The 23,504-nt window shown below is 56.4% G+C and carries 25 protein-coding genes and 1 tRNA gene; 14 read left to right on the top strand and 12 right to left on the bottom strand.

The genetic code is table 11. The annotated features are described in order from the left end of the window. Positions 1-640: NAD(+) kinase (locus MVB78_RS08160; RefSeq protein ID WP_297490152.1), on the top strand; the 640-nt coding region annotated here is incomplete at its 5' end. Here the strand turns inward: MVB78_RS08160 and MVB78_RS08155 are convergent. The 6 genes from MVB78_RS08155 to MVB78_RS08130 form a co-directional block, all read right to left on the bottom strand. Further along, positions 624-1,643, bottom strand: coding sequence for a flippase-like domain-containing protein (locus tag MVB78_RS08155; protein ID WP_297490151.1), 1,020 nt, complete (start codon positions 1,641-1,643; stop codon positions 624-626). The two genes, MVB78_RS08160 and MVB78_RS08155, sit on opposite strands and share 17 nt — an antisense overlap. Before the next feature lie 117 nt (positions 1,644-1,760). After that, the gene (locus tag MVB78_RS08150) at positions 1,761-2,279 is read right to left on the bottom strand and encodes a DUF3201 domain-containing protein (protein ID WP_297490179.1); all 519 of its coding nucleotides are present in this window, start codon (positions 2,277-2,279) and stop codon (positions 1,761-1,763) included. 40 nt (positions 2,280-2,319) lie between these two features. After that, positions 2,320-3,249, bottom strand: coding sequence for an LEA type 2 family protein (locus MVB78_RS08145; RefSeq protein ID WP_297490148.1), 930 nt, complete (start codon positions 3,247-3,249; stop codon positions 2,320-2,322). 32 nt (positions 3,250-3,281) lie between these two features. Beyond that, positions 3,282-3,899, bottom strand: a complete 618-nt coding sequence (locus tag MVB78_RS08140) for a DUF257 family protein (protein WP_297490146.1) — start codon at positions 3,897-3,899, stop codon at positions 3,282-3,284. Between the two features lies 1 nt (position 3,900). Next, on the bottom strand, positions 3,901-4,497 hold the full coding sequence (locus MVB78_RS08135; RefSeq protein ID WP_297490145.1) for a DUF257 family protein: 597 nt from the start codon (positions 4,495-4,497) through the stop codon (positions 3,901-3,903). Positions 4,498-4,551: 54 nt separating this feature from the next. Then, a complete protein-coding gene (locus MVB78_RS08130) occupies positions 4,552-6,012 on the bottom strand; it encodes an NAD(P)/FAD-dependent oxidoreductase (RefSeq protein ID WP_297490143.1) in 1,461 nt (486 codons plus the stop codon). Positions 6,013-6,168: 156 nt separating this feature from the next. On the opposite strand from MVB78_RS08130, the gene MVB78_RS08125 reads away from it, so the two are divergent. The 4 genes from MVB78_RS08125 to hisS all read left to right on the top strand — a co-directional run bounded on the left by MVB78_RS08125 (position 6,169) and on the right by hisS (position 9,957). Next, entirely contained in the window at positions 6,169-6,726 is a 558-nt protein-coding gene (locus MVB78_RS08125) for a CBS domain-containing protein (RefSeq protein ID WP_297490177.1), read from the top strand. Positions 6,727-6,745: 19 nt separating this feature from the next. Continuing rightward, positions 6,746-7,888: a cation:proton antiporter gene (locus MVB78_RS08120; protein ID WP_297490141.1), complete on the top strand. Its 1,143-nt coding sequence runs from the start codon at positions 6,746-6,748 to the stop codon at positions 7,886-7,888. 104 nt (positions 7,889-7,992) lie between these two features. Next, on the top strand, positions 7,993-8,610 hold the full coding sequence (locus MVB78_RS08115) for a MarC family protein (RefSeq protein WP_297490139.1): 618 nt from the start codon (positions 7,993-7,995) through the stop codon (positions 8,608-8,610). Between the two features lie 39 nt (positions 8,611-8,649). Then, the gene (hisS, locus tag MVB78_RS08110; RefSeq protein WP_297490175.1) at positions 8,650-9,957 is read left to right on the top strand and encodes a histidine--tRNA ligase; all 1,308 of its coding nucleotides are present in this window, start codon (positions 8,650-8,652) and stop codon (positions 9,955-9,957) included. Position 9,958: 1 nt separating this feature from the next. Here the strand turns inward: hisS and MVB78_RS08105 are convergent, their stop codons facing one another. From MVB78_RS08105 to MVB78_RS08095, 3 genes are all read right to left on the bottom strand, one after another. Then, positions 9,959-10,513, bottom strand: coding sequence for a hypothetical protein (locus MVB78_RS08105; protein ID WP_297490137.1), 555 nt, complete (start codon positions 10,511-10,513; stop codon positions 9,959-9,961). A 73-nt stretch (positions 10,514-10,586) separates the two neighbouring features. Continuing rightward, the gene (locus MVB78_RS08100) at positions 10,587-11,966 is read right to left on the bottom strand and encodes an acetyl ornithine aminotransferase family protein (protein WP_297490172.1); all 1,380 of its coding nucleotides are present in this window, start codon (positions 11,964-11,966) and stop codon (positions 10,587-10,589) included. A gap of 37 nt (positions 11,967-12,003) precedes the next feature. Next, a complete protein-coding gene (locus MVB78_RS08095) occupies positions 12,004-13,551 on the bottom strand; it encodes a sodium:alanine symporter family protein (protein WP_297490135.1) in 1,548 nt (515 codons plus the stop codon). A 308-nt stretch (positions 13,552-13,859) separates the two neighbouring features. Here MVB78_RS08095 and MVB78_RS08090 point away from each other — a divergent pair, with 308 nt between their 5' ends. Genes MVB78_RS08090 through MVB78_RS08075 form a run of 4 tightly spaced genes read left to right on the top strand, consistent with a single transcriptional unit; the run spans position 13,860 to position 17,782 of the window. Beyond that, on the top strand, positions 13,860-14,186 hold the full coding sequence (locus MVB78_RS08090; RefSeq protein ID WP_297490134.1) for a hypothetical protein: 327 nt from the start codon (positions 13,860-13,862) through the stop codon (positions 14,184-14,186). A 44-nt stretch (positions 14,187-14,230) separates the two neighbouring features. Next, positions 14,231-16,969 (top strand): alanine--tRNA ligase, encoded by a 2,739-nt coding sequence (gene alaS / locus MVB78_RS08085; RefSeq protein WP_297490132.1) that lies wholly within the window; start codon positions 14,231-14,233, stop codon positions 16,967-16,969. A gap of 29 nt (positions 16,970-16,998) precedes the next feature. Then, complete coding sequence (locus MVB78_RS08080) at positions 16,999-17,367, top strand: hypothetical protein (protein WP_297490130.1); 369 nt, start codon at positions 16,999-17,001, stop codon at positions 17,365-17,367. Next, positions 17,360-17,782, top strand: coding sequence for a hypothetical protein (locus MVB78_RS08075; RefSeq protein ID WP_297490128.1), 423 nt, complete (start codon positions 17,360-17,362; stop codon positions 17,780-17,782). Before MVB78_RS08080 ends, MVB78_RS08075 begins: the two co-directional genes overlap by 8 nt. On the opposite strand, the gene MVB78_RS08070 is transcribed toward MVB78_RS08075, so the two are convergent. After that, entirely contained in the window at positions 17,712-18,161 is a 450-nt protein-coding gene (locus tag MVB78_RS08070; RefSeq protein WP_297490126.1) for a hypothetical protein, read from the bottom strand. The two genes, MVB78_RS08075 and MVB78_RS08070, sit on opposite strands and share 71 nt — an antisense overlap. 136 nt (positions 18,162-18,297) lie before the next feature. Between MVB78_RS08070 and tpiA the strand changes: the two genes are divergently transcribed. The 5 genes from tpiA to MVB78_RS08045 all read left to right on the top strand — a co-directional run bounded on the left by tpiA (position 18,298) and on the right by MVB78_RS08045 (position 22,115). Beyond that, positions 18,298-18,978: a triose-phosphate isomerase gene (gene tpiA / locus MVB78_RS08065; protein ID WP_297490170.1), complete on the top strand. Its 681-nt coding sequence runs from the start codon at positions 18,298-18,300 to the stop codon at positions 18,976-18,978. A gap of 87 nt (positions 18,979-19,065) precedes the next feature. Then, a complete protein-coding gene (gene dph5 / locus MVB78_RS08060) occupies positions 19,066-19,860 on the top strand; it encodes a diphthine synthase (protein ID WP_297490125.1) in 795 nt (264 codons plus the stop codon). Positions 19,861-19,906: 46 nt separating this feature from the next. After that, positions 19,907-19,983: transfer RNA gene (locus tag MVB78_RS08055), tRNA-Val, on the top strand. A 94-nt stretch (positions 19,984-20,077) separates the two neighbouring features. Then, positions 20,078-20,977 carry an Mrp/NBP35 family ATP-binding protein gene (locus MVB78_RS08050; RefSeq protein WP_297490123.1) on the top strand — a complete coding sequence of 300 codons (900 nt, stop codon included), beginning with the start codon at positions 20,078-20,080 and terminating at the stop codon, positions 20,975-20,977. Positions 20,978-21,080: 103 nt separating this feature from the next. Beyond that, complete coding sequence (locus MVB78_RS08045; RefSeq protein WP_297490121.1) at positions 21,081-22,115, top strand: hypothetical protein; 1,035 nt, start codon at positions 21,081-21,083, stop codon at positions 22,113-22,115. Here MVB78_RS08045 and MVB78_RS08040 read toward each other — a convergent pair. Then, the gene (locus tag MVB78_RS08040; protein WP_297490119.1) at positions 22,105-22,833 is read right to left on the bottom strand and encodes a DUF2110 family protein; all 729 of its coding nucleotides are present in this window, start codon (positions 22,831-22,833) and stop codon (positions 22,105-22,107) included. The two genes, MVB78_RS08045 and MVB78_RS08040, sit on opposite strands and share 11 nt — an antisense overlap. A 30-nt stretch (positions 22,834-22,863) precedes the next feature. Beyond that, positions 22,864-23,448, bottom strand: a complete 585-nt coding sequence (gene tfe, locus MVB78_RS08035; RefSeq protein WP_297490117.1) for a transcription factor E — start codon at positions 23,446-23,448, stop codon at positions 22,864-22,866. Positions 23,449-23,504 lie beyond the last annotated feature (56 nt).

Here is a 23,504-nt window from a genome sequence, read left to right as displayed (position 1 = left end):
GGACGGCACGATACTCCGGGTGGAGCACAAGACCAAGAGGGACTTTCCAATACTCGGCATCAACATGGGAACCTTAGGCTTCCTGACGGAGGTCGAGCCGCACGAGGCCTTTTTCTCCCTGAGCAGACTGCTCGAAGGGGAGTACAGCATAGACGAGAGGATGAAGCTGAGGACGTACATAAACGGCGAGAACGTCATCCCCGATGCCCTCAACGAGGACGCGATCCTGACAGGGGCCCCCGGGAAGATCATCCACCTCCGCTATTACATAGACGGGGGCTTGGCCGATGAGATACGCTCCGACGGGCTGATAGTCTCGACCCCCACCGGCTCCACGGGCTACGCACTGTCAGCTGGGGGGCCCTTCGTCGATCCGCGGCTCGACCTGTTCGTTATAGCCCCCCTGAACCCGATAGCCCTGAGCTCAAGGCCCATGGTGGTTCCTGCATCGAGCAGGGTTGAGGTGCTCCCCCTGCCCCCGGAGAGGGAGCTCATACTCACCGTGGACGGGCAGTTCTACACGAGGTTAGAGCCCAAAACGGAGATAGTTGTGAAGAAGTCCCCGAGGAAGGCCAAGTTCGTGAGGTTCTCAAGGGACATATACCCGAAGTACCCCCTCAGGATCAAGAAGAGGTTTTAGGCTCCTGGGGCTTCAGGCCGAAGTGCCCCATGACGATAAAGCCCAGTATCATCGGAAGCCAGAACGAGATGATCCTGTCAACTATGCTAACGGTAACCGCAACCTCCCTGCTGATGCCAAGGGCAACGAAGAGGCCGGCGGAGGTGGCTTCGATCAGTCCCGCGCCGCCGGGAATGATGCTAACAAGGCCTACGGCCGTAGCTATCATCTGAACGACAGTTATATCAACGAGGCTGACGTGGACGTGGAGGCTGAGGAAGAGGAAGTAGTTCCTGAGGATCACGAAGAACCAGGTTAGGAAGGAGTAGCCTGTGGCTATCCAGAAGGCCTCCCTGTCCTTCATGACAAGCTTGAGTCCACTCGTGAAGTGGGGGACGTTGACCTCTATGAGCCTGTTGAACTTCTCCTCGTACTTCCTCATCCTCGATGGGATTAGCCTGGCCAGGAAGTTGAAGAGCGCGTAGGACGTCCTCTTAACCCTCCTCTCGCTCGTGATTATGACGGTGAAAATTCCGGTGGCCGCAAGGAGGAGAACGTTCAGGATTATCAGGAGAACGAAGAGCCCGTGGTAATGCCAGAGGTAGGCGTAAACGGCCGAGAGAAGGAGCATCAGAACAACCGGAAAGAGGTCGAGTATCCTGTCGGCGGTTATGGTCGCCAGGACGATTCCGTAGGTCGAGGAGGAGCGCTTCTTCAGGTAGTACATCCTCACGGCCTCACCTCCCCCCCTCGCCCCGGGGGTCAGGTTGTTGAAGAGTATCCCAACGAAGAGGGCGACGAAGGTGTCCTTGAACGAGACCTCGACGTCAAGGCTCCTGAGGAGAACGTGCCAGCGGAGTGCCCAGGTTAAGACCCCGAAAAAGTAGGCCACAAAGGCCATCGTGAGCCAGAAGGGACTGCTACGCGAGATAACCCTGACTATCCCCTCCGTACCGGCCCACCAGATCAGACCCGCGATCAGGACGATTCCAGCCGCGAAGGGAATGAACTTTTTCCATTCCACGTCCCACACCTTCCAGAGCCCACCGGATCCCGCCTAAAACCACCGACCCAGTCCCTCAACAACGGGCTGAAACTCCACCGCCAGAGATTTAAACTTTTTCAGGTACGGCAAGATTTCTTACATCTCGAAGATCCCGAACCTGTTGCCGAGGGTGATGAGCCTTAGCAGGCCCCTCCTCAGCATTTCAGCACTCCCGAAGTTGGCCTCGAACTGAAGGACGGCCTCACGGCTCCCAAGGATCCTGTCGAGGACTTCGGTAGGGGGGAGGCGGCCGTCGCGCCTCCAGTTGTAAAGATCCGTCAGAAACTCCTCAGAGCCGTAGATGAAAGACCTCGGAAAGATCTCAAGGAAGAGGCCCAAGAAGTTCTCGCCCACCCTATCCTTTGGAACGGCGACCACGAAGTAGTAGGCCTCGGGCGTCGCCCCCACCTCTATCTGGGGCCTCACCTCAAAGGCCGGGTGGGGGTACTTCATAGGCTCCCACTTTCCGTCTATGAAAAGGTAGGCACCGAAAACCGCCTCAACATCCTCAACGGTGAACCCCCTCCCGGAGAGCTCCCCCCTGAGTTCCTCGTTGAGCTTGAAGATGTCCCCCCAAAGGGAGTTGAGGAAATCATGGACTTCCCTCGCCTTCAGTGCCATGAACCCCACCTGAAGATAGAGGAGGGAGGGGTTTTTAAGGGTTGTTGATGCTTGCGAGGGCCTCGTTTATGGACTCCATTATGTTGGTTTTTACGGTTTTGTTGATTGTGGTCACCTTGACGTCCTTAACGGTGCTGAAGCCCTGAACCTCTATCCTGAGCCTCAGGTAGAGCTCAGCCTGCACCACGCTCTCCTCCCCGTTGTTAACGTGCCTGGCCCAGGCTTCCCTCAGCGACGATGTGTTTACTTCAGTCGTGAGGGGCACCCTGACGGTTCCGCCGGCTGGGATCACGAGCGGGCCCTTCTCCATCTCGCCCCTGCCGACGTCGAGGCCGTTGGCCCGGAGGACGTAGGCGAGCCTGAGGACGGGCAGGGGGTACGGGTTCGGGTTGCGGAGGACGAGCTCCGTCCTGAACCTCGCAACCCCGCTGGACGAACCGCTGTAGCTTACCCTGGTGTCCAAGAGGGCCGGGGTCTTCAGGAAGGGAACGCCGGCTATCGGCTGGCTCTCAGCCTGCAGGTGGATTTCCTCGAGTATCTTCTGCTGCACCGGAACGGTGACGTTGAGCTTTAATGAGAGCAGGCCGAAGAGCTTCGGAACCACCGTTATCTTCATGCTCCCCCTTTCACCCGCCGCGAAGTAGGAGAGGAAAGCGTCCACCAGCTGGGTGTTGTTTATGACCAGACCAACGTCGAGGTTCCTCCCCGTGGGTGTGTACGTGAACTTCCCAAGCCGGGCAACTTCCCTGCCCATAAAGGATACCTCGACGTTCTTGAGCGTCACGGGCACGAGGAGGGGCCTTGAGTAGGAACCGCTGATGAGTATCTCCGTTTCCTGAGGATCAACTCTTCCCCACCTGGCGGAAAAGCTTGGACTTGATGTCAGAACGGCGTAGGCAACGTAAGAGCCCCACAGGAGCAGCAGTATCGAAAAGATACCGAAGGCCTTTCCGATGGCTCCCACATCATCACCTCCCTCTCATTCAGGCGGCGTACTCATTTAAGCTTAAGCTCCTTACCCTCCTCACCAGAGTTAGGGGACTTTAAGACCTTAGGGGTTCTGTCATCGATCCTGATAACCCTCGTGAAGGCCTCCTCAAGGAGCGCAACGTAGCGCCCGTCTGCCAGGTCAACGTTCACGAAGTGGAAGCTCCTCCTCCGGGGGTTGCCTATGAAGGAAGTTGCAAAGTTGGTGAGGGTCAGTATGAAGCCTCTCCTGTTGTTCTGTATCGGCACGAGCCTCTCGGAGTTCATGATGACGGTTACCATCTCCTCCCTGGAGTGCTCCTCGTAGTAGTTCTTAACGAAGCTCTCAAATTTCGTCAGGAATATCCCCGGGTCCCTGTGGGGGTCCAGTTCAAGGATTACCCTCCCCCATTCAGACGTTCCGCCGGCCTTTATCCGCACGAGCCCCGAAGGCAGCTCGACACCCGCGTGCCTTGCCCACCTGAGGATCGGGAGGCTTGAGTCTATGACGTCAACCAGGATGAGCCTCTCCCAGCCGTAGGCCCTCCCGATGAGGTAGAAGAGCACGGGGTACGCTGAGAGTGATGTGTGCTCGATAAGGACGCTCTCCCCGGCTTTCACGCCCAACACGTACTCGCTGAACTTCACCTCAAACACCCTCCTGGATTGTCTTTACGGGGTAGAGCTTCCCCTTTTCTACCCGGAAAACGTAGTCGGAGTCCTGCTCAAGACCCTTCTTCAGGTACTCTGAGGCAACGTCGGTGTTGAGGAAGAGGAAGTTGGTCTTGTCGACGAGCTGGAGGTACCTTCTCTGAACGGTCTCGAAGTACCTCTCGAGCTTCGGGGGCTCCTCCATGAAGGGGAAGGCAAACTTCTCCACTCCAAGCACTATGGTGTGCCTCCTGCTCTCCTCCGGAACCTTCCTCGCTATACTTGAGTAGAGGGCAAGGTGGTACTCGAAGTCCTCTATGACCTCAACGCTTCCGAGAACGTTTCCAACCTTCACGAAGCCCCTCTCCTTAATAACGGGGATGTCGCCGAGGTCTATCTCAACCCCAGCGAACCTCAGGTTCTGAAAGAATATGTGGAGCGTGTCAAAGACGTCCACTATTAGCGGCCTTATCCCCCTTCCCCTAAACCCCTCAACGATCCGCGCGAAGGCCCTCTCCGGATGGGAGAGCGATGGGTACTCGATGAGAACGACGCCGCCTTCCTTTGACAGTATCTCGTCTGCTTTTCCCCCCATACAGACCCCCATATTATAAAAGGTCTCAACCCATAAATAAGTTTTGGATGGAGCTCACAGACCCTCAACTGCTTTCCTCCAGTTCCCAGGCTTCCTGAAGTCCCTCTCGGTGTAGAGGCCCTCCTTCTTGAGTACCCCCCTCGCCGCCAAGAGGCCCGTCGCGGCGGCGTTGACTATGTCCCTGCTGAGCCCGGCTCCATCTCCCGCCGCAAAAATTCCTTCGATGCTCGTCTCAAGGTTCCCGTTTACCTCAACTTTTATCGCGTAGTACTTTATCTCCGGAGCGTATAAGAGGGTGTGGTCGCTCGCCACTCCCGGAAGAACGCGGTCGAGCTTCTCAAGGCCCTCTATGATGTTCGTCACGACGCGATGAGGCAGGGCCATCGCCACGTCACCGGGGGTGACGTTCTTCAGAGTCGGCTCGACGTCGCTCCTCCTTATCCTCGCCCAGGTGCTCCTCCTTCCCCTCCTGAGGTCGCCGAGGCGCTGGATTATCGGCTTTCCCCCGCCTATGGTCGTTGCTAACTGTGCTATGCTCCTGCCATAGGCTGTTGTATCTTCCACCGGCTCGGTAAGCTCTATCCTGCTCAGAAAGGCGAAGTTGGTGTTGTTGCTCTTCTTCCCGTGCATGGAGTGGCCGTTAACGCCAACGTAGCCGTCATAGCGCTCTTCGACGACGAAACCGTTCGGGTTGGTGCAGAAAGTCCTAACGAAGTCGTCGTAGGTGTCGGTGTAGATGTGGAACTTGGGGTCGTGGTTTATGCTCGTTACCGGCTCCATCACTATCGCCGGAACCTCGACGCGAACGCCAACGTCAATCGGCCCGTGTCCCGCCTTCAGGCCTATCCTCCCGGCAACGTCGTGGAACCAGTCGGCCCCTCCCCTTCCAGGGGCCACGATTATGTATTTTGCTTTGATCTCGAAGACGTCCTTGCCCTTTCTAACCCTGACCCAGCCCCTGCCGAATTCTAAAGCCTTAGTCCAGAGAAGAAAATCCACGCCTTTGCCCTCAAGGTGCCTCTTAATGTCACCGATTACTTCAGGCGTCCTGTCGGAGCCAATGTGCCTCTGGATTATCGGGATGAACTTAACACCAGCCTGTGCCGCCCTCTGCTCCCAGTATTTAACCTGCTCGGGATCGCCCTTGAAGAGGTTCCCCGGAGCCTTGTGCCTCAGGAAAATCTGATCAACCTCCCAGACGAGCTGCCAGGCGTAGTTCTCATCGCCAGTCAGCTCGCTTAAATCGCCTCCTATGTCCGGCCTGAGGTTTATCGTGCCGTCGCTTAGGCCCCCGGCTCCTCCAACGCCGCTCATTATGTGACACGGCTGGCAGCCTATGCAGTAGCCGAGCTCGTACATCGGACAGGTTCTCTGGTCAACGTCTCCCCCCTCGTCTATCACCAAAACTTTAAAATCGCTCCTTTCAGCGAGCTCGTAGGCCGCGAAGAGGCCTGCAGGACCGGCTCCGATAATCACAACGTCGTATGCCTTTCCGCTTCCGTTCTCAGAAACCATATTTCCCTTGCCTGGGTCTCCAACCGGACCCTTAAAAGGTTTTTGGCACCTTCATGCTAAAACCTTTAAGGAACACCCAAAATTATGACCTATTTATGTCAAAAATTCTCCGAAATGTTTAAACCTAGGGAAGCGGAACCTAACTTAGTGAACCCCATGGAGGACGCGAGCACGAGCTCAGGTACCAAAGCGAGCAGGGCCCAGAAGGCGCACCTCGTCCACGGGAAGAGGAAGATGCTCCAGCTCAGAAAGAAGGAGGAGCTGAGCCACAACATTCACTACATCTCCAAGGTCCCGGTTAGGATAGTTATGGACACTGACTTCCTCATGGTCTCCCCCGATGATCCTCTGAGCGTCCTGATCCAGAACCTCCGCGGGGAGGAGACCTCAGCTGTCGTCGTCGATGGGCAAGGAAGGCTCCTCGGCTTCGTCACCATGAAAGACCTCCTCCACTTCTTTGAGCCCCCGAGGGGGTACTCGATAGTGGGGGGAAGCCTCCTCCGCAGGTACTCATTGAACAGGACTTCAAAGGTCAAGGACATAATGGTCAGGAAGCCCGTGACGATAAAGATCGGGGAGAACCTTGGAAAGGCAGTAAAAATCATGTTAGAGGCTGGAAAACACCACCTTCCGGTAATCGACGATGAAAATCGCGTGCACGGAGTCCTCGAGGTTAAAGACATAATAAGGCTGATAAGGATAGTTTCGTCTTAAAGGTCTGCGGGATGATAGCATGGACGTCTTCCTTGAGCTGGCCCTTATCCTAATCACGGCAAAGCTCTTCGGGTACCTCACCGTAAAACTCGGCTTCCCAGCGGCGCTCGGCCAGCTCATTGGGGGGATAGTGATAGGCCCTTCCCTTCTCGACCTCGTTGGCTACGATGAGGGCGTTAAGCTCCTCGCCGACTTGGGAGTTGTCATGCTGCTCTTCTTGGCCGGCCTCGAAACCGACGTCGAGGAGTTCAAACACGTTGGGATACCCGCTTTTATAGTTGCCTCCCTTGGCGTCCTAACCCCCTTCATCCTCGGCTACCTCGGGGCCATGGCCTGGGGCTACTCGAACGTGGAGTCCCTCTTTCTCGGTGGTGTTCTAACGGCCACAAGCGTCGGTTTAACCACGAGCATCCTGATGGAGATGAAGAAGCTCCGCACGAAGGTCGGGACGACCATCTTAGCCGCTGCCGTCGTTGATGACGTCCTCGGCATAATCGTGCTAACCATACTGGTCGGCATAAACACCCGCGGGAGCGTCTACATGGAAGACCTCCTCATAATCCTCGGCGAGGTTGCGGTCTACTTCGCCATAGGACTCCTCGTAGGAAATCCGGCCGTCAAGGAGACGCTCAAGCTCTCGGAGATGATAACCCTTCCCGAGACGGTGACGGCCTTCGCGATAGCGATAATGCTGATCTTCGCCTACCTTGCCGAGCAGTTCCAGATAGCGGGCATAACGGGTGCCTACTTAGCCGGCCTGCTCGTGGCGGGAACCAAGGAAGCAGGGGAGATAGACAAAAAGTTCGTAACCATCGGCTACTCCCTGTTCATCCCCATATTCCTCGTGAGCATCGGGATTGAGAGCGACGTGAGGGTTCTGGCCCACGCGGGAACCTTCGCCCTCGTCTACTCCCTGATAGCGATAGTGGGCAAGATACTCGGCTGCGGCTTCGGTGCCTTTGTGTCCAAGTTCAAGCCGGTCGAGTCACTTCAGGTCGGCATCGGCATGATACCGCGCATGGAAGTTGCTCTGATAATGGCGAACGTTGCCCTGGACGAGGGCGTGTTCAACAGCGGGACCTTTTCAATACCCGTTACAGCGGTCATAGTGACGACCGTCGTAACACCCTTCCTCCTGAAGTGGGCTTTCTCAAGGGAGTAGAAGGCTCGGCCAACCGGGCACTCATCACATCTCAGCCAGTGCCGCTTCGTCATCGCCCCTTGGAATTAGCATAGCTTTTTAAGGTTGTCTCGGCACTTCCGAACATGAGCGAGCTCTCCACGGTACTCAGCTCCGCACTGCTCATGCTCATCATGATAGACCCGAGCGACAAGATACTCCTCGTTACATTCCTCCGCGAGGACTTCGGGATAGAGGACATAAAGGCCCTCATCGTAAGGGCCAACCTCATAGGCTTCCTCCTTCTCGCGAGTTTTGCAGTTGCAGGCCAGATAATCCTGCAGGAGATCTTCCACATTGACATCAACGCCCTCCGCGTTGCCGGGGGCTTCGTCCTATTCAAGATAGGCCTTGAGGCCCTTGAGAGCGGCGGCATATTCACACTGAGGAGGGAGAAGGACATCCTGACTCTGGCCGCGGTTCCGGTTGCGATGCCCCTAATAGCTGGACCCGCCGCGATAACAGCTGTCATAACCCTGACCGCTGAATACGGCTACGCCGTCTCCCTCTCTGCAACGGCGATAGCGATAGCAACTGTTGCCATCTCGATGTTCGTGGCTCTCTACATGATGAAGTCCGTGAACAAAACAGCGCTCAGCGTCACGATAAGGATAATGGGTCTCTTCATTATGGCCATCGGAGCCCAAATGATGGTGGAGGGCGTTATCGGCATTTATCTGCTCATGATGAAGGCCGGAGGCTAAGCTTTTAACCTCCGGGGAGCCTTTATTTGGGGGATGGAAATGAGGCTTGAGCGGGTTAAGGGGACGAGGGACTTTTTACCCGAGGAGATGGCGAAGAGAAGGTGGGTCTTCGAGAGGGTACGCGAGGTCTTCGAGCGCTACAACTTCCGCGAGGTGCTAACCCCAGCTTTCGAGTACACAGACCTCTTCAGGCTCAGGAGCGGTGAGGAGGTTGTTAAAGAGCTTTACGCCTTCATTGACAAGGGTGGAAGGGACGTCTCGCTGAGGCCGGACATGACCTCAAGTGTTGCGAGGCTCTACGTCAACAGGTTCCAGAACGCACCGAAGCCGGTAAAGTGGTACTACATAGCCAACATGTTCAGGTATGAAGAACCTCAGAGCGGCCGCTTTAGAGAGTTCTGGCAGGCAGGGGTTGAGCTCATCGGGAGCGATAAGGTTGAAGCCGACGCCGAGGTTATAGCGCTCTTCGTTCAGAGCTACCTCGCGACCGGTCTTGAGGGCTTCACAGTCAACATCGGCGACCGCGTTCTCCTCGACGAGTTCGCCAAGATGCTTGGCGTTAGCGACGACATCGGCCTCATGAGGCTCATAGACAAGAAGGACAAGCTCTCAAGGGAGGATTTCATTAAAGCCCTGAAGGAGTTCGGGCTTAACGACGAGGGCGTTGAAAAGGTTCTCTCGCTGGTTGAAATCAAAGGAAAGCCTGATGAAGTTCTCCCGATGGCGGAGGAGCTCTTCGGGAGCGGAGAAGCGAAAGATGAGATATCCAGGCTCTACGAACTCGTTGACCTCCTCGACGCCTACGGCGTCTCCAAGTGGATAAGGATTGACCTCGGAATAGCGCGCGGTTTCGACTACTACACGAGCATAGTCTTCGAGGCGATAGCCCCCAACGACCTCGGCATAGGCTCCATCGGCGGTGGCGGAAGGTACGACAACCTGATAGAGGTCTTCGGCGGGAAGCCAACGCCAGCCACTGGCTTCGCCATAGGCCTTGAAAGGCTAATCCCAGTACTCGAATGGAGGGGCCTGATTCCTGAGCCGAAGCTCAGGCCCGACGTTTACGTCATCCCGATCGGCCGGGAGAGGGCGGTTAAGAAAGTTGCCATAGAGGTCGTTACAGCCCTAAGGGAGGCCGGAGTTGAGGCGGACGTTGAGCTCACTGGGAGAAAGCTCGGGAAGGCCCTCGACTACGCTGGAAGACTCGGTGTTCCCTTCGTTGTCCTCATAGGAAAGAGAGACCTCGAAGGGGGAAGGCTCACTGTCAGGGACATGGAGAGCGGGGAGCAGAGGGCGGTGGAAATTGAAAGGGTTGTAGAGGAGCTGACCGAGCTCCTCGGCCTCTGATTCAATCCACCCAGTGACCGTCCTCGTAGACCGCAACGTCCGGCCCTGAGACCGGGTAGGCCGTTAAGACCTCGTAGTACGGGTGACCATAGTAGTACTCCTTTTCAAGGACGACCTTCATCTCGCTTATCCCGTAGTCCCTGTACTCCCAGTATGGGAGGTAGTAGGTTATCACAACCTTATCCCCGCTGAAGTGCACATGGCCGTATTCTATGGTGTCCTCGATGAGGTAAACCATCTCATAGCCGTCCATCGTCTCCGGGAGGTGCCTTCCCGCCACGTATTCCCCAACGGGGTAGAAGGTTGTCTCGTGTTTGTAGCTCATGTCGTAGCCCAAGACGTGCCTGTCCCAGATGTGCTCCTGGGCCCAGTAGGGGAAGTAGACGTAGTGGCCGTAAAAGGTCGCGTCGAAGTAGTGGGTGGCGGCGTAGGTGAACTCACGGTAGTCAGTGCTTAGAGAGCCCGCTTCAGTGCCCGGAAGCTGGGAAACCGAAAGGATCAGCAACCCCAAGAACAGGGCTGTGATGTACTTTAACCGGTGTTTCATGAACGGCACCGTCTATTCTACCGCGCAGGTTTTTAAAGGTTTTTCTGAAAATGGCGGGAGTGAGATAAAAGAAAATGCAGGGTCAGTGCCACGTTACGACCCTGCGGGCGACTTTCCCCGCGAGGGCGTCCTTCAGGGCGGTCTCCATTATCTCCATGCCCTTCCCAGCCAGCTCCTCTGTTATCACGAGCGGAGGTGTTATCCTGATGACGTTTCCGAACATGCCGTAGCTCGGGAGGATGAGCCCGAGCTCGAAGGCGCGCCAGCATATCTTCCCGGTAAGTTCGGGATCCGGCTCTCCGTCTGGTCCGACAATCTCCACCCCTATCATGAGCCCTCTCCCGCGGACGTCACCTATGACCCCGTACTCCTCTTTCATTTCTATCAAGCGCTTCTGGATGAAAGACCCAACGCGCAGCGCGTTGCCGAGCAGGTCTTCCTCCTCAATTATCCTCAGCGTCGCGTATGCAGCCGAAGATACCACGGGGTTCGCGGCCGAAGTAAGCAGGGCCGAACCGCTCGTCAGATCCATCAGCTCACCCCTTCCGATGACCCCGCTTAGCCCCATTCCGCTGGCGACGCCCTTTCCGAAGGCTATGAGGTCTGGCCTAACCCCAAACCACTCGCTCGCGAACCACTTCCCCGTCCGTCCCATCCCGGTCTGCACCTCGTCCATGGCTAAAAGAACCCCATACTCGTCGAGGAGCTCCTTCAGCTCTACGAAGAAGCCCTCCGGCGGCACCACTATTCCAGCGTCGCCCTGTATCGGCTCGGCTATAAGAACGGCAGTCTCGTCCGGGGGCAGGACGTGGGAGAAGACGTAGCTCTCCATGTAGTCAAGGAAGCGGTTTACCAGCTCGTCAGGTTCTTCGTAGCCGTTTATTCCCCAGACGTTCCGGTAGGGGTTTGGATAGGGTACCCAGACGACGTTTGGAACGAGCGGCGAGAGGCCCCTCTTCTGGGAGCTCTGGAACGCGGCTATAGATGTCGCCCCGTAGGTCTGGCCGTGGTAGGCCCCTATGAAAGCCAAAATCCAGGGCCTCCTCGTGGCGAAGCGAGCCACTTTCATCGTCATGTCCATCGCGTCGCTTCCGCTGAGGCCGAAGAGGATTCTCGGGTTGTCTACGGGGGCCTTCTCGGCAAGGATTTCGGCGACCTCTATTGCCCTCTTGCTGTAGGTGTAGCCCATCATGGAGTGCTGCATCTTGGCCACCTGCTCTTGGACTTCCCTCACGAGCTTTGGATGGGCGTAGCCGGTGGAAGCGGCGGCCGCTCCAGCCAAGAAGTCTATGAAGACGTTCCCGTCGACGTCCTCTATAAGCGCCCCATAGCCCCTCTCGGGGACAACCGGAAAGAGCTTGACGCCCAAGCCTGGGGAAACAACGCGCTTCTCCCTCTCTATCAGTTTCCGGGCTTTCGGCCCTGGAGGTTTTACAACGATTCTCGGGTACTCAGAAGGCATTCCCATCGCCTCGAATGGGTAAAAAGAAAACGAAAGGCTATGGATTCTCCTGTATGAACTTGTCCATGTACTTCTTGATAACTGGATAGAGCAGTATCAATGCCAGAAGGTTCGGTATGGCCATCAGGCCGTTCATCATGTCCGAGAAGTTCCAGACGCTCTCAAGGCCGCCGACTGCCCCGATGTATATGAAGATCACCCAGAAGATGTTGTATCCAACGTGGAGCGGATGGTACACCTTCGCGAACTTCTTAGGATCCCTTGTGATCCACTTGGTCAGGTACATGAGGTTCTGCCTTCCGTAGTAGTTCCAGGTGATAACCGTCGAGTACGCAAAGAAAATGACGCCGATGATGACCATAACCTCACCGAGGTGCCCGAAGGCCCTCGCAAAGGCCTCCTGAGTCAGCGCTGTGCTGGTCTTTCCGGTCTTCCAAGCCCCCGTGGCAACTATCGAGATTCCGGTCAGCGAGCAGATTATGAGCGTGTCGATGAGCGGGCCGAGCATTGCGACGTGGCCCTGCCTGGCCGGGTTGTCCGTTCTCGCGGCCGAGTGGGCCATTGTTGCGGTTCCGAGACCGGCTTCATTTGAGAACAGGCCCCTGGCAACACCCCACCTTATGACGGTTCCTATGGCCCCGCCGGCGACGGCCTTTCCTGTAAACGCGTCCTCGAAGATCAGGCCTATGGCATGCGGGAGCTGGCCGGCGAACTTTATCCACACGCCGATGGCGAATATGAAGTAGACTATTGCCATGAAGGGAACGAAGTATCCCGTGAACTCACCGATTCTCTTGATGCCGCCTATCGTGACGAGGAACGTCAGGATTGCGAACCCCACCCCCGTTGCCCAGTAGGGGACGTGGAAGGCAACCTTCATTCCCAGGGCGAGGGAGTTCGACTGGGTCATGTTGCCTATTCCAAAGGCCGCTATCGCAGCGAAGGTCGAGAACAGTATAGCCAAGATTTTTCCCAGGGAAGCCATGGCGTGGCCCCTTGCGAGGTAGTAGGCCAATACCAGGAACAGAATCGCTATGATCCACGCCCCTATCGCAGGGCCCGTACCAAGTTTCATGGCATCGGCCCCTATGAACGCTGCGAATATCAGCATGAAAGTTGCGGCCAAGTACCTGGCCAGAGCCGGGATTTTCACCTCCGCAAGGCCCTTCTCCAGGGCGTTGAACGTTCCTCCGATCATTGTCCCATCGGGGAGCTTGTCCCTGAAAGCGACACCAAGGAGACCCTCAGAGCCCCTCGTGGCCATGCCAAAGAGCGCCGTCATCCACATCCAGAACAGGGCACCGGGGCCGCCGTGGTAGATTGCAGTTGCCACACCGGCTATGTTGCCTATGCCAACGGTTCCGGAGAGGGTTGCCATCAACGCCTGGAAGGGGCTGATATCGCCCTCCCCTCGTCTTTTTCTCCCCTCTTTACCGAAAGTATACCTGAGGGCCCAGCCAAGGCGGGTGACCTGGATCCCCTTGAGCAAAATAGTCAGGAAAATCCCCGTACCGAGGAGCAAAATCATTATAGGGGGACCCCAGACCAGCCCGTCAAGCCAGTTGACAAAGTCCATTACACCCATGCGCACACCTCCTCAGGGATAGGTATGTATACTGCCGATCTCTGAGCGTCGTTAAAGGCGGTATACTGACATCAATGTATTTACAAGTTATTTAATGTGCATTTCAGGTTTTAAGGTTTGTGAAGGTTAAGTGGGATAAATATCCAGAATATCCCGGCATTAAACTTGATTTTTGTAATCCTATTAAGGGCAACTCACGCGTCCAGCACATCTAAAACGTTATAACTGTTAAGGGGTAAGTTGAAAGGGCTGGGATGATGAGTCTGGAGCCCCCTGATGGGTGAGGAGGTTTCGCGGGGCTGACCGGTATGATAAGGGAGAGGCTGTGCCGGGAGTACATCGAGGAGATAGCGAGGCTCGAACGCTCGGTAATGGAACTTGAGGACGAGATAACCGAGCTGAGGCTTCAGCTGAGGAGGAAAACTGAAGAGGTCACGAGCCTGAGCATAGAGAACACAAGCCTCAGGCACAGGGTAGAGGTTCTTGAACGGAGGGAGAAGGCCATAATGGATTTTCTAAAGAAAGCAAAGTTCCCCTTTGTGATAATAGAAGGCAATGAAATCGGAGAAGGAGAAACTAAGAAGAATGAAATGCGGCCTGGCACGGGCCCCAAGCAGGCCGGGGAAAAACCTTAATTAGGCCTTCCCTTCTCTTAGGTTTAGCCGAAGGGGTGAGGATTATGGGCATGGACATGACCACGAGGATGTTTAAGGAAGAGGGATGGATGAGAAAGCAGTGCCCCAAGTGCGGGAAGTTCTTCTGGACGCTCGATCCGGACAGGGAGACCTGCGGCGACCCGCCGTGCGACGAGTACGGGTTCATAGGAAAGCCCGGGATACCGAGGAAGTACACGCTCGACGAGATGCGCGAGGCCTTTTTGGGGTTCTTTGAAAGGCACGGCCACGGCCGCGTTAAACGCTATCCTGTCCTGCCCCGCTGGCGCGACGATGTTCTCCTCGTAGGGGCTTCAATAATGGACTTCCAGCCCTGGGTCATAAGCGGCGAGGCCGATCCACCGGCGAACCCGCTCACCATAAGTCAGCCGTCGATCCGCTTCACTGACATAGACAACGTCGGAATAACCGGCAGACACTTCACGATATTCGAGATGATGGCGCATCATGCCTTCAACTACCCGGGCAAGCCGATTTACTGGATGGACGAGACCGTTGAATTAGCTTTCGAGTTCTTCACCAAGGAACTCGGAATGAAGGCCGAGGACATAACCTTCAAGGAGAACCCGTGGGCAGGCGGTGGGAACGCTGGACCGGCCTTCGAGGTGCTCTACCGCGGTCTGGAAGTTGCTACCCTCGTCTTCATGCAGTACAAGAAAGCGCCGAAAAACGCCGACCCAAGCCAGGTGGTCGAGATAAAGGGCGACTTCTACGTCCCGATGGAGACGCGCGTTGTTGACACCGGCTACGGGCTTGAGCGTTTGGTGTGGATGAGCCACGGAACGCCCACAGCTTACGACGCTGTCTTAGGCTACGTAGTCGAGCCGCTCAAAAAGCTCGCCGGAATAGAGAGGATAGACGAGAAAATCCTGATGGAGAACTCCCGCTTAGCTGGAATGTTCGACATCGAGGACATGGGTGACCTGCGCTACCTCCGCGAGCAGGTCGCCGGCAAGGTGGGCATAACCGTTGAGGAGCTCGAAAAAGCCGTCAGACCGTACGAGCTCATCTACGCGATAGCGGACCACACTAAAGCTCTGACCTTCATGCTCGCCGATGGTGTTATCCCGTCCAACGTCAAGGCCGGATATCTGGCGCGTTTGTTGATAAGGAAGAGCATAAGACATCTTAGAGAGCTCGGCCTTGAGATGCCGCTCGCCGAGATCGTCGCCATGCACATAAAGGAGCTCTCACCGACCTACCCCGAGTTCAAGGAGATGGAGGGTGTAATCCTCGACATAATCAACGTCGAGGAGAAGCGCTACCAGGAGACCCTCAAGCGCGGAAGCGACCTCGTGAAGCGCGAGATAGCGAAGCTAAAGAAGAAAGGGCTTAACGAACTCCCGCTGGACAAGCTCATCCTATTCTACGAGAGCCACGGACTGACGCCGGAGATAGTGGCGGAAGTGGCGCAGAAAGAGGGAGTAAAGGTCGAGATCCCCGACAACTTCTACACCATCGTTGCGAAGGAGGCCGAAAAGGAGAGGGAGGAGGCCGGAAAGTACGTCGTTGACTTCGAGCTGGTTAAGGATTTACCCGACACGAGAACGCTCTACTACGAAGACCCCTTCATGAGGGAGTTCGACGCCGAGGTACTCAAGGTCATAGACGGCTGGGTCGTGCTCGATCAGACGGCGTTCTATCCGGAAGGCGGTGGGCAGCCCTACGACACGGGTGTTTTGATCCTCAACGGCGAGGAAGTTAAAGTAACCAACGTCCAGAAGGTCGGGAAGGTCATCCTCCACAGAGTCGAGAGGCCAGAGCCCTTCAAAGCCGGCGCGAAGGTTCACGGAAAGCTTAACTGGGGCAGGAGGATCCAGCACATGCGCCACCACACCGGAACCCACGTCCTCATGGGTGCCCTCGTCCGCGTTTTAGGAAAGCACGTCTGGCAGGCAGGTTCACAGCTCAGCACAGACTGGGCGAGGCTCGACATAAGCCACTACAAGAGGGTAAGCGAGGAGGAGCTGAGGGAGATTGAACGCTTAGCTAACCGCGTCGTCATGGAGAACAGGAGGGTAACGTGGGAGTGGCTACCAAGGACGGAAGCGGAGATGAGGTACGGCTTCAGGCTTTACCAGGGCGGAGTTGTCCCGGGAAGGGTTATTCGCGTGCTGAAAATAGAGGACTGGGACGTTCAGGCCTGCGGTGGGACGCACTTACCAAACACAGGCTTAATCGGGCCGATAAAGATCCTCCGCACCGAGCGCATACAGGACGGCGTTGAGCGCATAATCTTCGCCGCTGGAGAAGCTGCTATAAACTGGATGCAGGAGACGGAAAAGCTCCTCAAAAAGACGGCAGGGGTCTTCCGCGTTCCGCCAGAGAAAGTTCCAGAGACGGCGGAGCGGTTCTTCAACGAGTGGAAGCAGGCTAAGAAAGAGGCCGAGAAGCTGAGGAAGGAACTTGCAAAGCTCCTCGTCTACGAGCTTGAGAACGAGGTCGAGAGGATCACCGGGGTGGAGTTCATCGGCAGGGTCGTTGAAGGCAGCCCCGACGACCTCCGCGAGGCGGCGAACAGGTTAAGGAAGGAAAAGCGCGTTGTGGTTCTGATCACGAGGGAAGGGCACTTCGTCGTTGCCGTTGGCGATGGCCTTGACCTCAAAGCGGGAGAGCTGGCGAAGGTGATAACCTCTGTTGCAGGCGGCGGCGGTGGCGGAAGGAGGGAGTTAGCGCAGGGAAGAATAAAGAACCCGCTGAAAGCGGAGGAAGCCATTGAAGAGGTGAAGAGGAGGCTCGGCTGAGCCTCTTTTTATTTCCCCGGGGAGATTCCATGGTAGATGTTGAACTGCGCATTTATGCAAACGACCCGAACACAGTGCGTTGCCTCAAGGAGATGGTCTATTCTGATGTTCTCGATGGCAGGTACGTTCTTTTGAAATATTCAGGATCCTCCGGGGGTTACGAGGTATTCGATATGACCCTCAGAGACGTTGACAACCCATGCCTAGTTGGGAAGTTTATTCGGACAGCCGGGGCAGTATTGGATCCCGTGGGGGAGAAACTCTTAGAATGCCCCATATCAGGCAAAGTCAGCGTTTACATAAGGGCCATTGGGGATTGTTTCGCATTCTGGAGCGCATTCAGCAGACTTGAAGACATGGGTGTTGGGGCCTTCCTGTGGCTCTGCGGAGGTGTTTAAAATCAAGGTCAAAAGCCTAACGCGGGAAATCATCTCTCTGGCGGGAGAACTCGGCCTAAAGGCCGTTGCCGAGTACAGAACGCCGGACGGGACGAGGATAGACGTGGCGATCCTCGACGGAGAAGAAAAGCTCCTCGCCATCGAGCTTGAGGCATCTTTCAAATGGTTTCCTCAGAGGCTCCTCTACGACGTTGTGAAAGCTCATAGGGCCGGCTTTCCCAAGCTCTGGGTCGTGACACCCTTTGGAAGCTCCAAAGCCGGCTGGATCCTAAAATACGCCGGGGAGCTCAATTTGGCCATAAAGATCCTCTCTCCCGAGGAAGTTGAAAAGGAGATGGCCGCCCTCAGTCCGACTTCCTCGGAACGAGGTGAAGGGTGTAGTGATCCCTCCAGAAGGGCATTTTCTCAAGGTTGACCCTGATCTCGGCCGTCCCCTTCTTGTGGTAGAGCTCGTTCACGAGGGCATTTGGAACGCGGAAGTGGATGTACATAGTTCCCGCCGAGGAGACCGTGAGCTTGAAGCTGCCGGTGCCGCTGTACTGCTTCCCGTTGAACTCCACGAGGTAGGAGCTCCCCTGGGGAAAGTCGATGGTAAGCTCGAACCCCTTGACCTTGGGTTTGATGTCCATCTCAAAGAGCCCCCAACCATCTTTCTCAACGAAAACCGAGGACTGGTTGTTTATGTAGAAGACCTCGTGGTAGCTCAGACTGGCAGGGGGTATCTGGGCGGTCTCGATTGCGTATGCAAGGAGTGCCACCACTACAACCATCATTGCCGCGAGTACCTTGCTCATCCGTACACCTCCCCTTTGGATAACGGCGGAACGATACTTAATGCTTTTGTGTAGGTGATTACGATTTATACTCAGAATCCGGGAGGTTCCAAAAGATGTTTATAGGGGAAGGCACCTAACACCAGTGGTGATACCCATGGGGAAGATGAAGGAGCCGATAATAGCGATAAACTTCAAGACCTACGCCCAGGCCACTGGAAAGGGGGCCCTCAGGATAGCCAAGGCAGCCGAGAAGGTCTGGAAGGAGACGGGGATAACGATAATGGTGGCCCCCCAGGCCGTTGACCTAAGGATGATAGCGGAAAACGTCGAGATACCAGTTTTCGCCCAGCACGTAGACCCGGTAACGCCTGGAAGCCACACCGGACACGTCCTCCCGGAGGCCGTTAAAGAGGCCGGTGCCGTTGGAACGCTTCTCAACCACTCCGAGAACAGGATGGTCCTGGCGAACCTTGAAGCTGCGATAAGGCGCGCTGAGGAGGTAGGTCTCATGACGATGGTCTGCTCCAACAACCCGGCCGTCAGCGCCGCCGTAGCCGCCCTCAACCCGGATTACGTCGCCGTGGAACCTCCTGAGCTCATCGGAACTGGGATCCCGGTCAGCAAGGCAAAGCCTGAGGTGATAACCGATACGGTAGAGCTCGTCAAGAGGGTGAACCCAGACGTTAAAGTGCTCACGGGGGCAGGCATAAGCACCGGTGAGGACGTGAAGAAGGCCCTTGAGTTGGGAAGCGTTGGCGTTCTTCTCGCGAGCGGCGTTACGAAGGCCAAGGACCCGGAGAAGGCCATCTGGGATCTCGTCTCCCTGATAGTCTGAGCCCCCTATTTTCTTTTGAAAGTCTCCCTTAGGGGGGCAGTTCCCGAGAATTTTTAAAGGCCTTTTCCAACGGGCTCAGGTGGTGCTATGGCCCTCTACTTCATAGGCCTCGGCCTCCACGATGAAAAGGATATAACCCTCAAGGGGCTTGAAGCAGTTAGAAGGTGCGACAGGGTCTTCGCCGAGTTCTACACGTCCCTCCTGGCCGGGACTACAATAGAGAAAATAGAGGAGCTCATAGGGAAACCGGTAAGAAGGCTCAGCAGGGAAGACGTTGAGCTTAACTTCGAGAAGGTGGTTCTCCCAGAGGCCCGAGAAAAGGAGGTGGCCTTCCTCACCGCGGGCGACCCCATGGTCGCGACGACCCACGCAGACCTGAGGATAAGGGCCAAAAAAGCGGGCGTCGAGAGCTACGTCATACACGCCCCCAGCATCTACTCGGCCGTTGGAGTAACCGGGCTCCAGATATACAAGTTCGGGAAGAGCGCCACCGTTGCGTACCCCGAGGGCAACTGGTTTCCAACGAGCTACTACGACGTGATAAGGGAAAACTTGGAGCGGGGCCTCCACACTCTCCTGTTCCTTGACATAAAAGCCCGGGAAAAGCGATACATGACCGCCAACGAGGCTATGGAACTGCTCCTAAAGGTCGAGGGGGTGAAAGGGGCGGGAATCTTCACGCCCGAGACCCTCGTGGTGGTTCTCGCGAGGGCGGGATCGCTGAGGCCAACGCTCAGGGCAGGCTACGTGGGGGAGATGATTGGGGAGGACTTCGGGGGACAGCCGCACGTCCTCATAGTCCCGGGAAGGCTCCACATAGTCGAGGCGGAGTACCTGGTCGAGTTCGCCGGCGCCCCCGAGGAGGTGCTTGAACGGGCTTAGGGGCCGGCGAAACCTTTATATCTCCACAGGCCTTCCAAAACTTAGCGGGCCCGTGGTCTAGACGGTCATGACGCCACCCTTACGAGGTGGAGGTCCGGGGTTCGAATCCCCGCGGGCCCACCAGGCGGTTCTAGCTTCAATACCCAAATATGTCCCCTAATACCGCTTCCTGGATAAGACTTTTAAGCATGGGGCACCTATTTTGGGTGGTGATAAAATGGCGATAAAAACACCCACCGTTAACATCAGCGGGCTCGGCACGGACCCGCTTGAGGAGAGGATAAAGGCCAAACAGGAGAAGTGGAAGTACAAGATAGCGGTCCTGAGCGGCAAGGGAGGCGTCGGAAAGAGCACGGTCGCGGTCAACCTCGCGGCCGCCCTGGCAAAGATGGGAAACCACGTCGGGGTTCTGGACGCGGACATACACGGCCCCAACGTCGCCAAGATGCTCGGGGTTGACAAGGCAGAGGTTTTGGCCGAGAGAATGGAGGACGGACGCTTCGAGATGATCCCCCCTATGAACGACTTCTTGGGGCAGATAACGCCGATCAAAGTAATGAGCATGGGCTTCCTTGTGTCCGAGGATCAGCCGGTGATATGGCGCGGCCCCCTCGTAACGAAGGCCATAAAGCAGCTCCTCGGGGACGTCAAGTGGGGTGAGCTGGACTTCATGATAATAGACTTCCCGCCCGGAACGGGCGACGAGATACTTACGGTGGTCCAAACCGTCAAGCTCGACGCGGCCATAGTTGTCACGACCCCCCAGGAGGTTGCCCTCCTCGACACCGGCAAAGCGGTCAACATGATGAAGGAGATGGAAGTTCCGTACGTTGCCGTGATAGAGAACATGAGCTACCTCATCTGCCCGTACTGCGGGAACGAGATAGACGTCTTTGGAAAGGGCGGCGGAAAGAAACTTGCCGAGAAGGAGGGCGTCGAGTTCCTCGGGGGCATACCCATCGACCTGAAGGCCAGGGAAGCCAGCGACGCTGGAATACCAATAGTTCTCTACGGGGACACCGTGGCGGCAAAGGCGTTCATGGAACTCGCCGGAAAACTCGTCGAGAAGCTCGAAGAGTTAAAGGCCAAGGAAGAGGCCAAAGAACCCGAATCATGAAGGTTCCTTTCTTTAATGTTTATTAACCCGAAAACCCCTTAAGGGCTTTTCTCGATGCCTATCAATGAGATGCCCGGCATGAGCCCGATCGCCGGTGGGGAAGATGGGCAGGACAACCCTTTCGATAGCGTTGGTAACAACGGCAGCCGTTAGCACAGTGGCCATGATAGAGGCTCCCTCCTTTCAGGCGGGCTCCTCCGCTGGGGCCGGAATAGCCTTCACGCCCGCCAGAACCCTGGTATTCTTGGCGGCCCTCATAGCGACGGTAACGCTGGTCACCTACGAACTCGGCAGCAAAGGGGAGTACGCCGACGTTCTCTACCTCACGGCCGTCTCCGCCCTTTCCCTCTGGGTGGCGAACTCTCCCCCCAGGGTACCTAACGGCTTCCTCTCCTTCATAAACTCCTCGCTCTCCAACTTTGGCATCGCGTTATCCAAGGAGACCCTCTTTTACACCCACCTGTACATCCTCCTTCTCCTCATCACGGCCCTCTTCTACGCATCCCCCCGGCACTCAAGGGAGTTCGGTTTCCTCACAGTGGGGATGACCTTCACGATGCCTGCGTTCAGGGACCCCCTCTACCAGCCCTCAACTCTCGCGATCGGGGTGACCGCCTTTGCCCTCTCCCTCGCGATAAGCACCACACTCGTCTTCTCAGTGAACCCTGTGAAGTCATTCCTGCAGACGCTTGCGCTCTCCTTCTTCACCGTCGTAGCGATAGTGGCCGAGCCCTGGAACGTCGCCCTCCCCATAGCCTTCGTACTCACCTTCCCGAGGAAGAGACGGGATTTGACGTATATAACTCTCGTAACGCTCGGAATAATAGCCGTCGGAAAACTTGGACTGCTCCTCCCGAGGACAGCCCTTCACGTCCCCCCCAAGACGGCCCTCGTTCAAAGCCTCCTCCCCGTGCTGGTTTTAGCTTACGCCTTCGCCGGGTACTCGTCCGGGATGAAAAAGATCATAAGAAACACCAAGGGGCCAACTCCCTTTCTCCTCCTGCTCTCACTGGCCTACCTCGTGGCCACGCCCTTCGAGCCCGCCGTTTTTCCCTACCTCCTCCTGACCGCCGCCGCCCTCGCGTCGAGGTCGCTCTACCACACGAGGAACATGGAGAGAAGGGGCATCAGAATTTAACCGCCCCTATGACGGCACCCCGGATCAGGGGGCCTATCTCTCTGATTATGCCCGGGGCCTGCGTTCCCTTCTTCAAAACGAGGAGGGTCTCCATGAGTCCGAGCTCTTCCATCCTCCTAACGTCCCTGCCGTGACCCGTCTCAATAAGGGCCCTCTCGACGTTCTCGCTGACTGTGCCCGCTATGAACAGCTTGTCGTAGCCGTCACTGATCCATGACCTGATCCTCTTCAGCTGTGCATCGCTGAACCTCGCCTCGATCTCCCTGGCACCAAACTGAACTGAGGAAACCGTGAGCTCGACGGGCAGGTTGTCAACCCAGCCGAACTTCCCTATCATCTCCCTGACCGGCATGTCGCCGAAGCACTCTTTAAGGTAGTGGAGGGGGATAAGGGCGTCCTTGGGCCTGGGTTTAAAGACCCCGACGTCAGCGTAAACCCCGTACCCAACTTTTCCGAGGTCGATAAGGCGGCCCTCGTACGTCATCCCCTCCCCGATGGCCCTCAGACTGTAGGGAACCTCCCCGAACTCATCCCTCACGAGGTTGCCGGCTACCTCCTCGTCTTCCCCCTTCAGGGAGACCTTAACCCAGTTCTTCTCAACCGCGGAGAGCTTCCACTCAACGTCGAGCTCTCCAACAAGCGCCTTGAGCTTTCTATTCAGCTTGTGAAAACCGCTCCTGTCACCGTAAACCTTCTCAAGAATAACGACTTCCCTCATTCTCCCATCCCCGAGGTTCAGATCCATTCATCAGGCCGCCGCGAGGGCGCTCTTCTTCGAAGACTTAGAGGAACCCTTCTTCTTTGGCTTCTTCCGGATGCCGAGTTCCCTCTCAAGCTCCTCGATCCTCCGCTTCAGGTCGGCTATTATCTCGCTGTTGTCGTACTCCATCAGTATGCCGCCGCAGATTGGGCACTGGAACTCGTACTCCATGGCCTCGTCAAACGTAAGCCTCGGATGGCCAGCTGTACCGCACCAGTAGTAGGTCGTGCTCTTCTCCTCCTCGAGCATCTTCCTGAGCTTTTCGAGCTCTTTGAGCTTCCTGCTCCGTATTATCTCGTCGAGCCTCTTCGTTTCAAGGAACCAGTAGTAGTAATACCAGCCGGTCTCCTTGTCCCGTATCCTCCGGAAGTCCGCGACACCCAAGTCGTAGAGGGCGTAGAGTATCTTCCGGACGTTGTTTATCCTGATGCCTGTTATCTCGGCGAGCTCCTCGTCCGTCGTCTCCTTTTTCTTCTCCAAGGCCTTGACTACCTCAACGGCCTCGTCCCCGCCTATCTCCCTTGCGAGTTCAAGGAGTTCCTTTCGCTTTGCCCTCTTTGACGCCACAACCATAACCTCCAGACCTTATTTTAACGTGAAAAGGCCCCAATTTAGACCTATGGAAAAAC

The sequence above is a fragment of the Thermococcus sp. genome (assembly GCF_026991495.1).
GTDB lineage: Archaea > Methanobacteriota_B > Thermococci > Thermococcales > Thermococcaceae > Thermococcus.
This window is presented reverse-complemented; position numbering and strand designations above follow the sequence as displayed.

Bases quoted from the DNA above. Each gene is read 5' to 3' on its own strand.
- MVB78_RS08135 (WP_297490145.1), bottom strand. From the start codon at position 4,497: ATGGGGGGAAAAGCAGACGAGATACTGTCAAAGGAAGGCGGCGTCGTT.
- MVB78_RS08130 (WP_297490143.1), bottom strand. From the start codon at position 6,012: ATGGTTTCTGAGAACGGAAGCGGAAAGGCATACGACGTTGTGATTATC.
- MVB78_RS08125 (WP_297490177.1), top strand. From the start codon at position 6,169: ATGGAGGACGCGAGCACGAGCTCAGGTACCAAAGCGAGCAGGGCCCAG.
- MVB78_RS08120 (WP_297490141.1), top strand. From the start codon at position 6,746: ATGGACGTCTTCCTTGAGCTGGCCCTTATCCTAATCACGGCAAAGCTC.
- MVB78_RS08115 (WP_297490139.1), top strand. From the start codon at position 7,993: ATGAGCGAGCTCTCCACGGTACTCAGCTCCGCACTGCTCATGCTCATC.
- hisS (WP_297490175.1), top strand. From the start codon at position 8,650: ATGAGGCTTGAGCGGGTTAAGGGGACGAGGGACTTTTTACCCGAGGAG.
- MVB78_RS08100 (WP_297490172.1), bottom strand. From the start codon at position 11,966: ATGCCTTCTGAGTACCCGAGAATCGTTGTAAAACCTCCAGGGCCGAAA.
- MVB78_RS08095 (WP_297490135.1), bottom strand. From the start codon at position 13,551: ATGGGTGTAATGGACTTTGTCAACTGGCTTGACGGGCTGGTCTGGGGT.
- MVB78_RS08090 (WP_297490134.1), top strand. From the start codon at position 13,860: ATGATAAGGGAGAGGCTGTGCCGGGAGTACATCGAGGAGATAGCGAGG.
- alaS (WP_297490132.1), top strand. From the start codon at position 14,231: ATGGGCATGGACATGACCACGAGGATGTTTAAGGAAGAGGGATGGATG.
- MVB78_RS08080 (WP_297490130.1), top strand. From the start codon at position 16,999: ATGGTAGATGTTGAACTGCGCATTTATGCAAACGACCCGAACACAGTG.
- MVB78_RS08070 (WP_297490126.1), bottom strand. From the start codon at position 18,161: ATGAGCAAGGTACTCGCGGCAATGATGGTTGTAGTGGTGGCACTCCTT.
- tpiA (WP_297490170.1), top strand. From the start codon at position 18,298: ATGGGGAAGATGAAGGAGCCGATAATAGCGATAAACTTCAAGACCTAC.
- dph5 (WP_297490125.1), top strand. From the start codon at position 19,066: ATGGCCCTCTACTTCATAGGCCTCGGCCTCCACGATGAAAAGGATATA.
- MVB78_RS08050 (WP_297490123.1), top strand. From the start codon at position 20,078: ATGGCGATAAAAACACCCACCGTTAACATCAGCGGGCTCGGCACGGAC.
- MVB78_RS08045 (WP_297490121.1), top strand. From the start codon at position 21,081: ATGGGCAGGACAACCCTTTCGATAGCGTTGGTAACAACGGCAGCCGTT.
- MVB78_RS08040 (WP_297490119.1), bottom strand. From the start codon at position 22,833: ATGAGGGAAGTCGTTATTCTTGAGAAGGTTTACGGTGACAGGAGCGGT.
- tfe (WP_297490117.1), bottom strand. From the start codon at position 23,448: ATGGTTGTGGCGTCAAAGAGGGCAAAGCGAAAGGAACTCCTTGAACTC.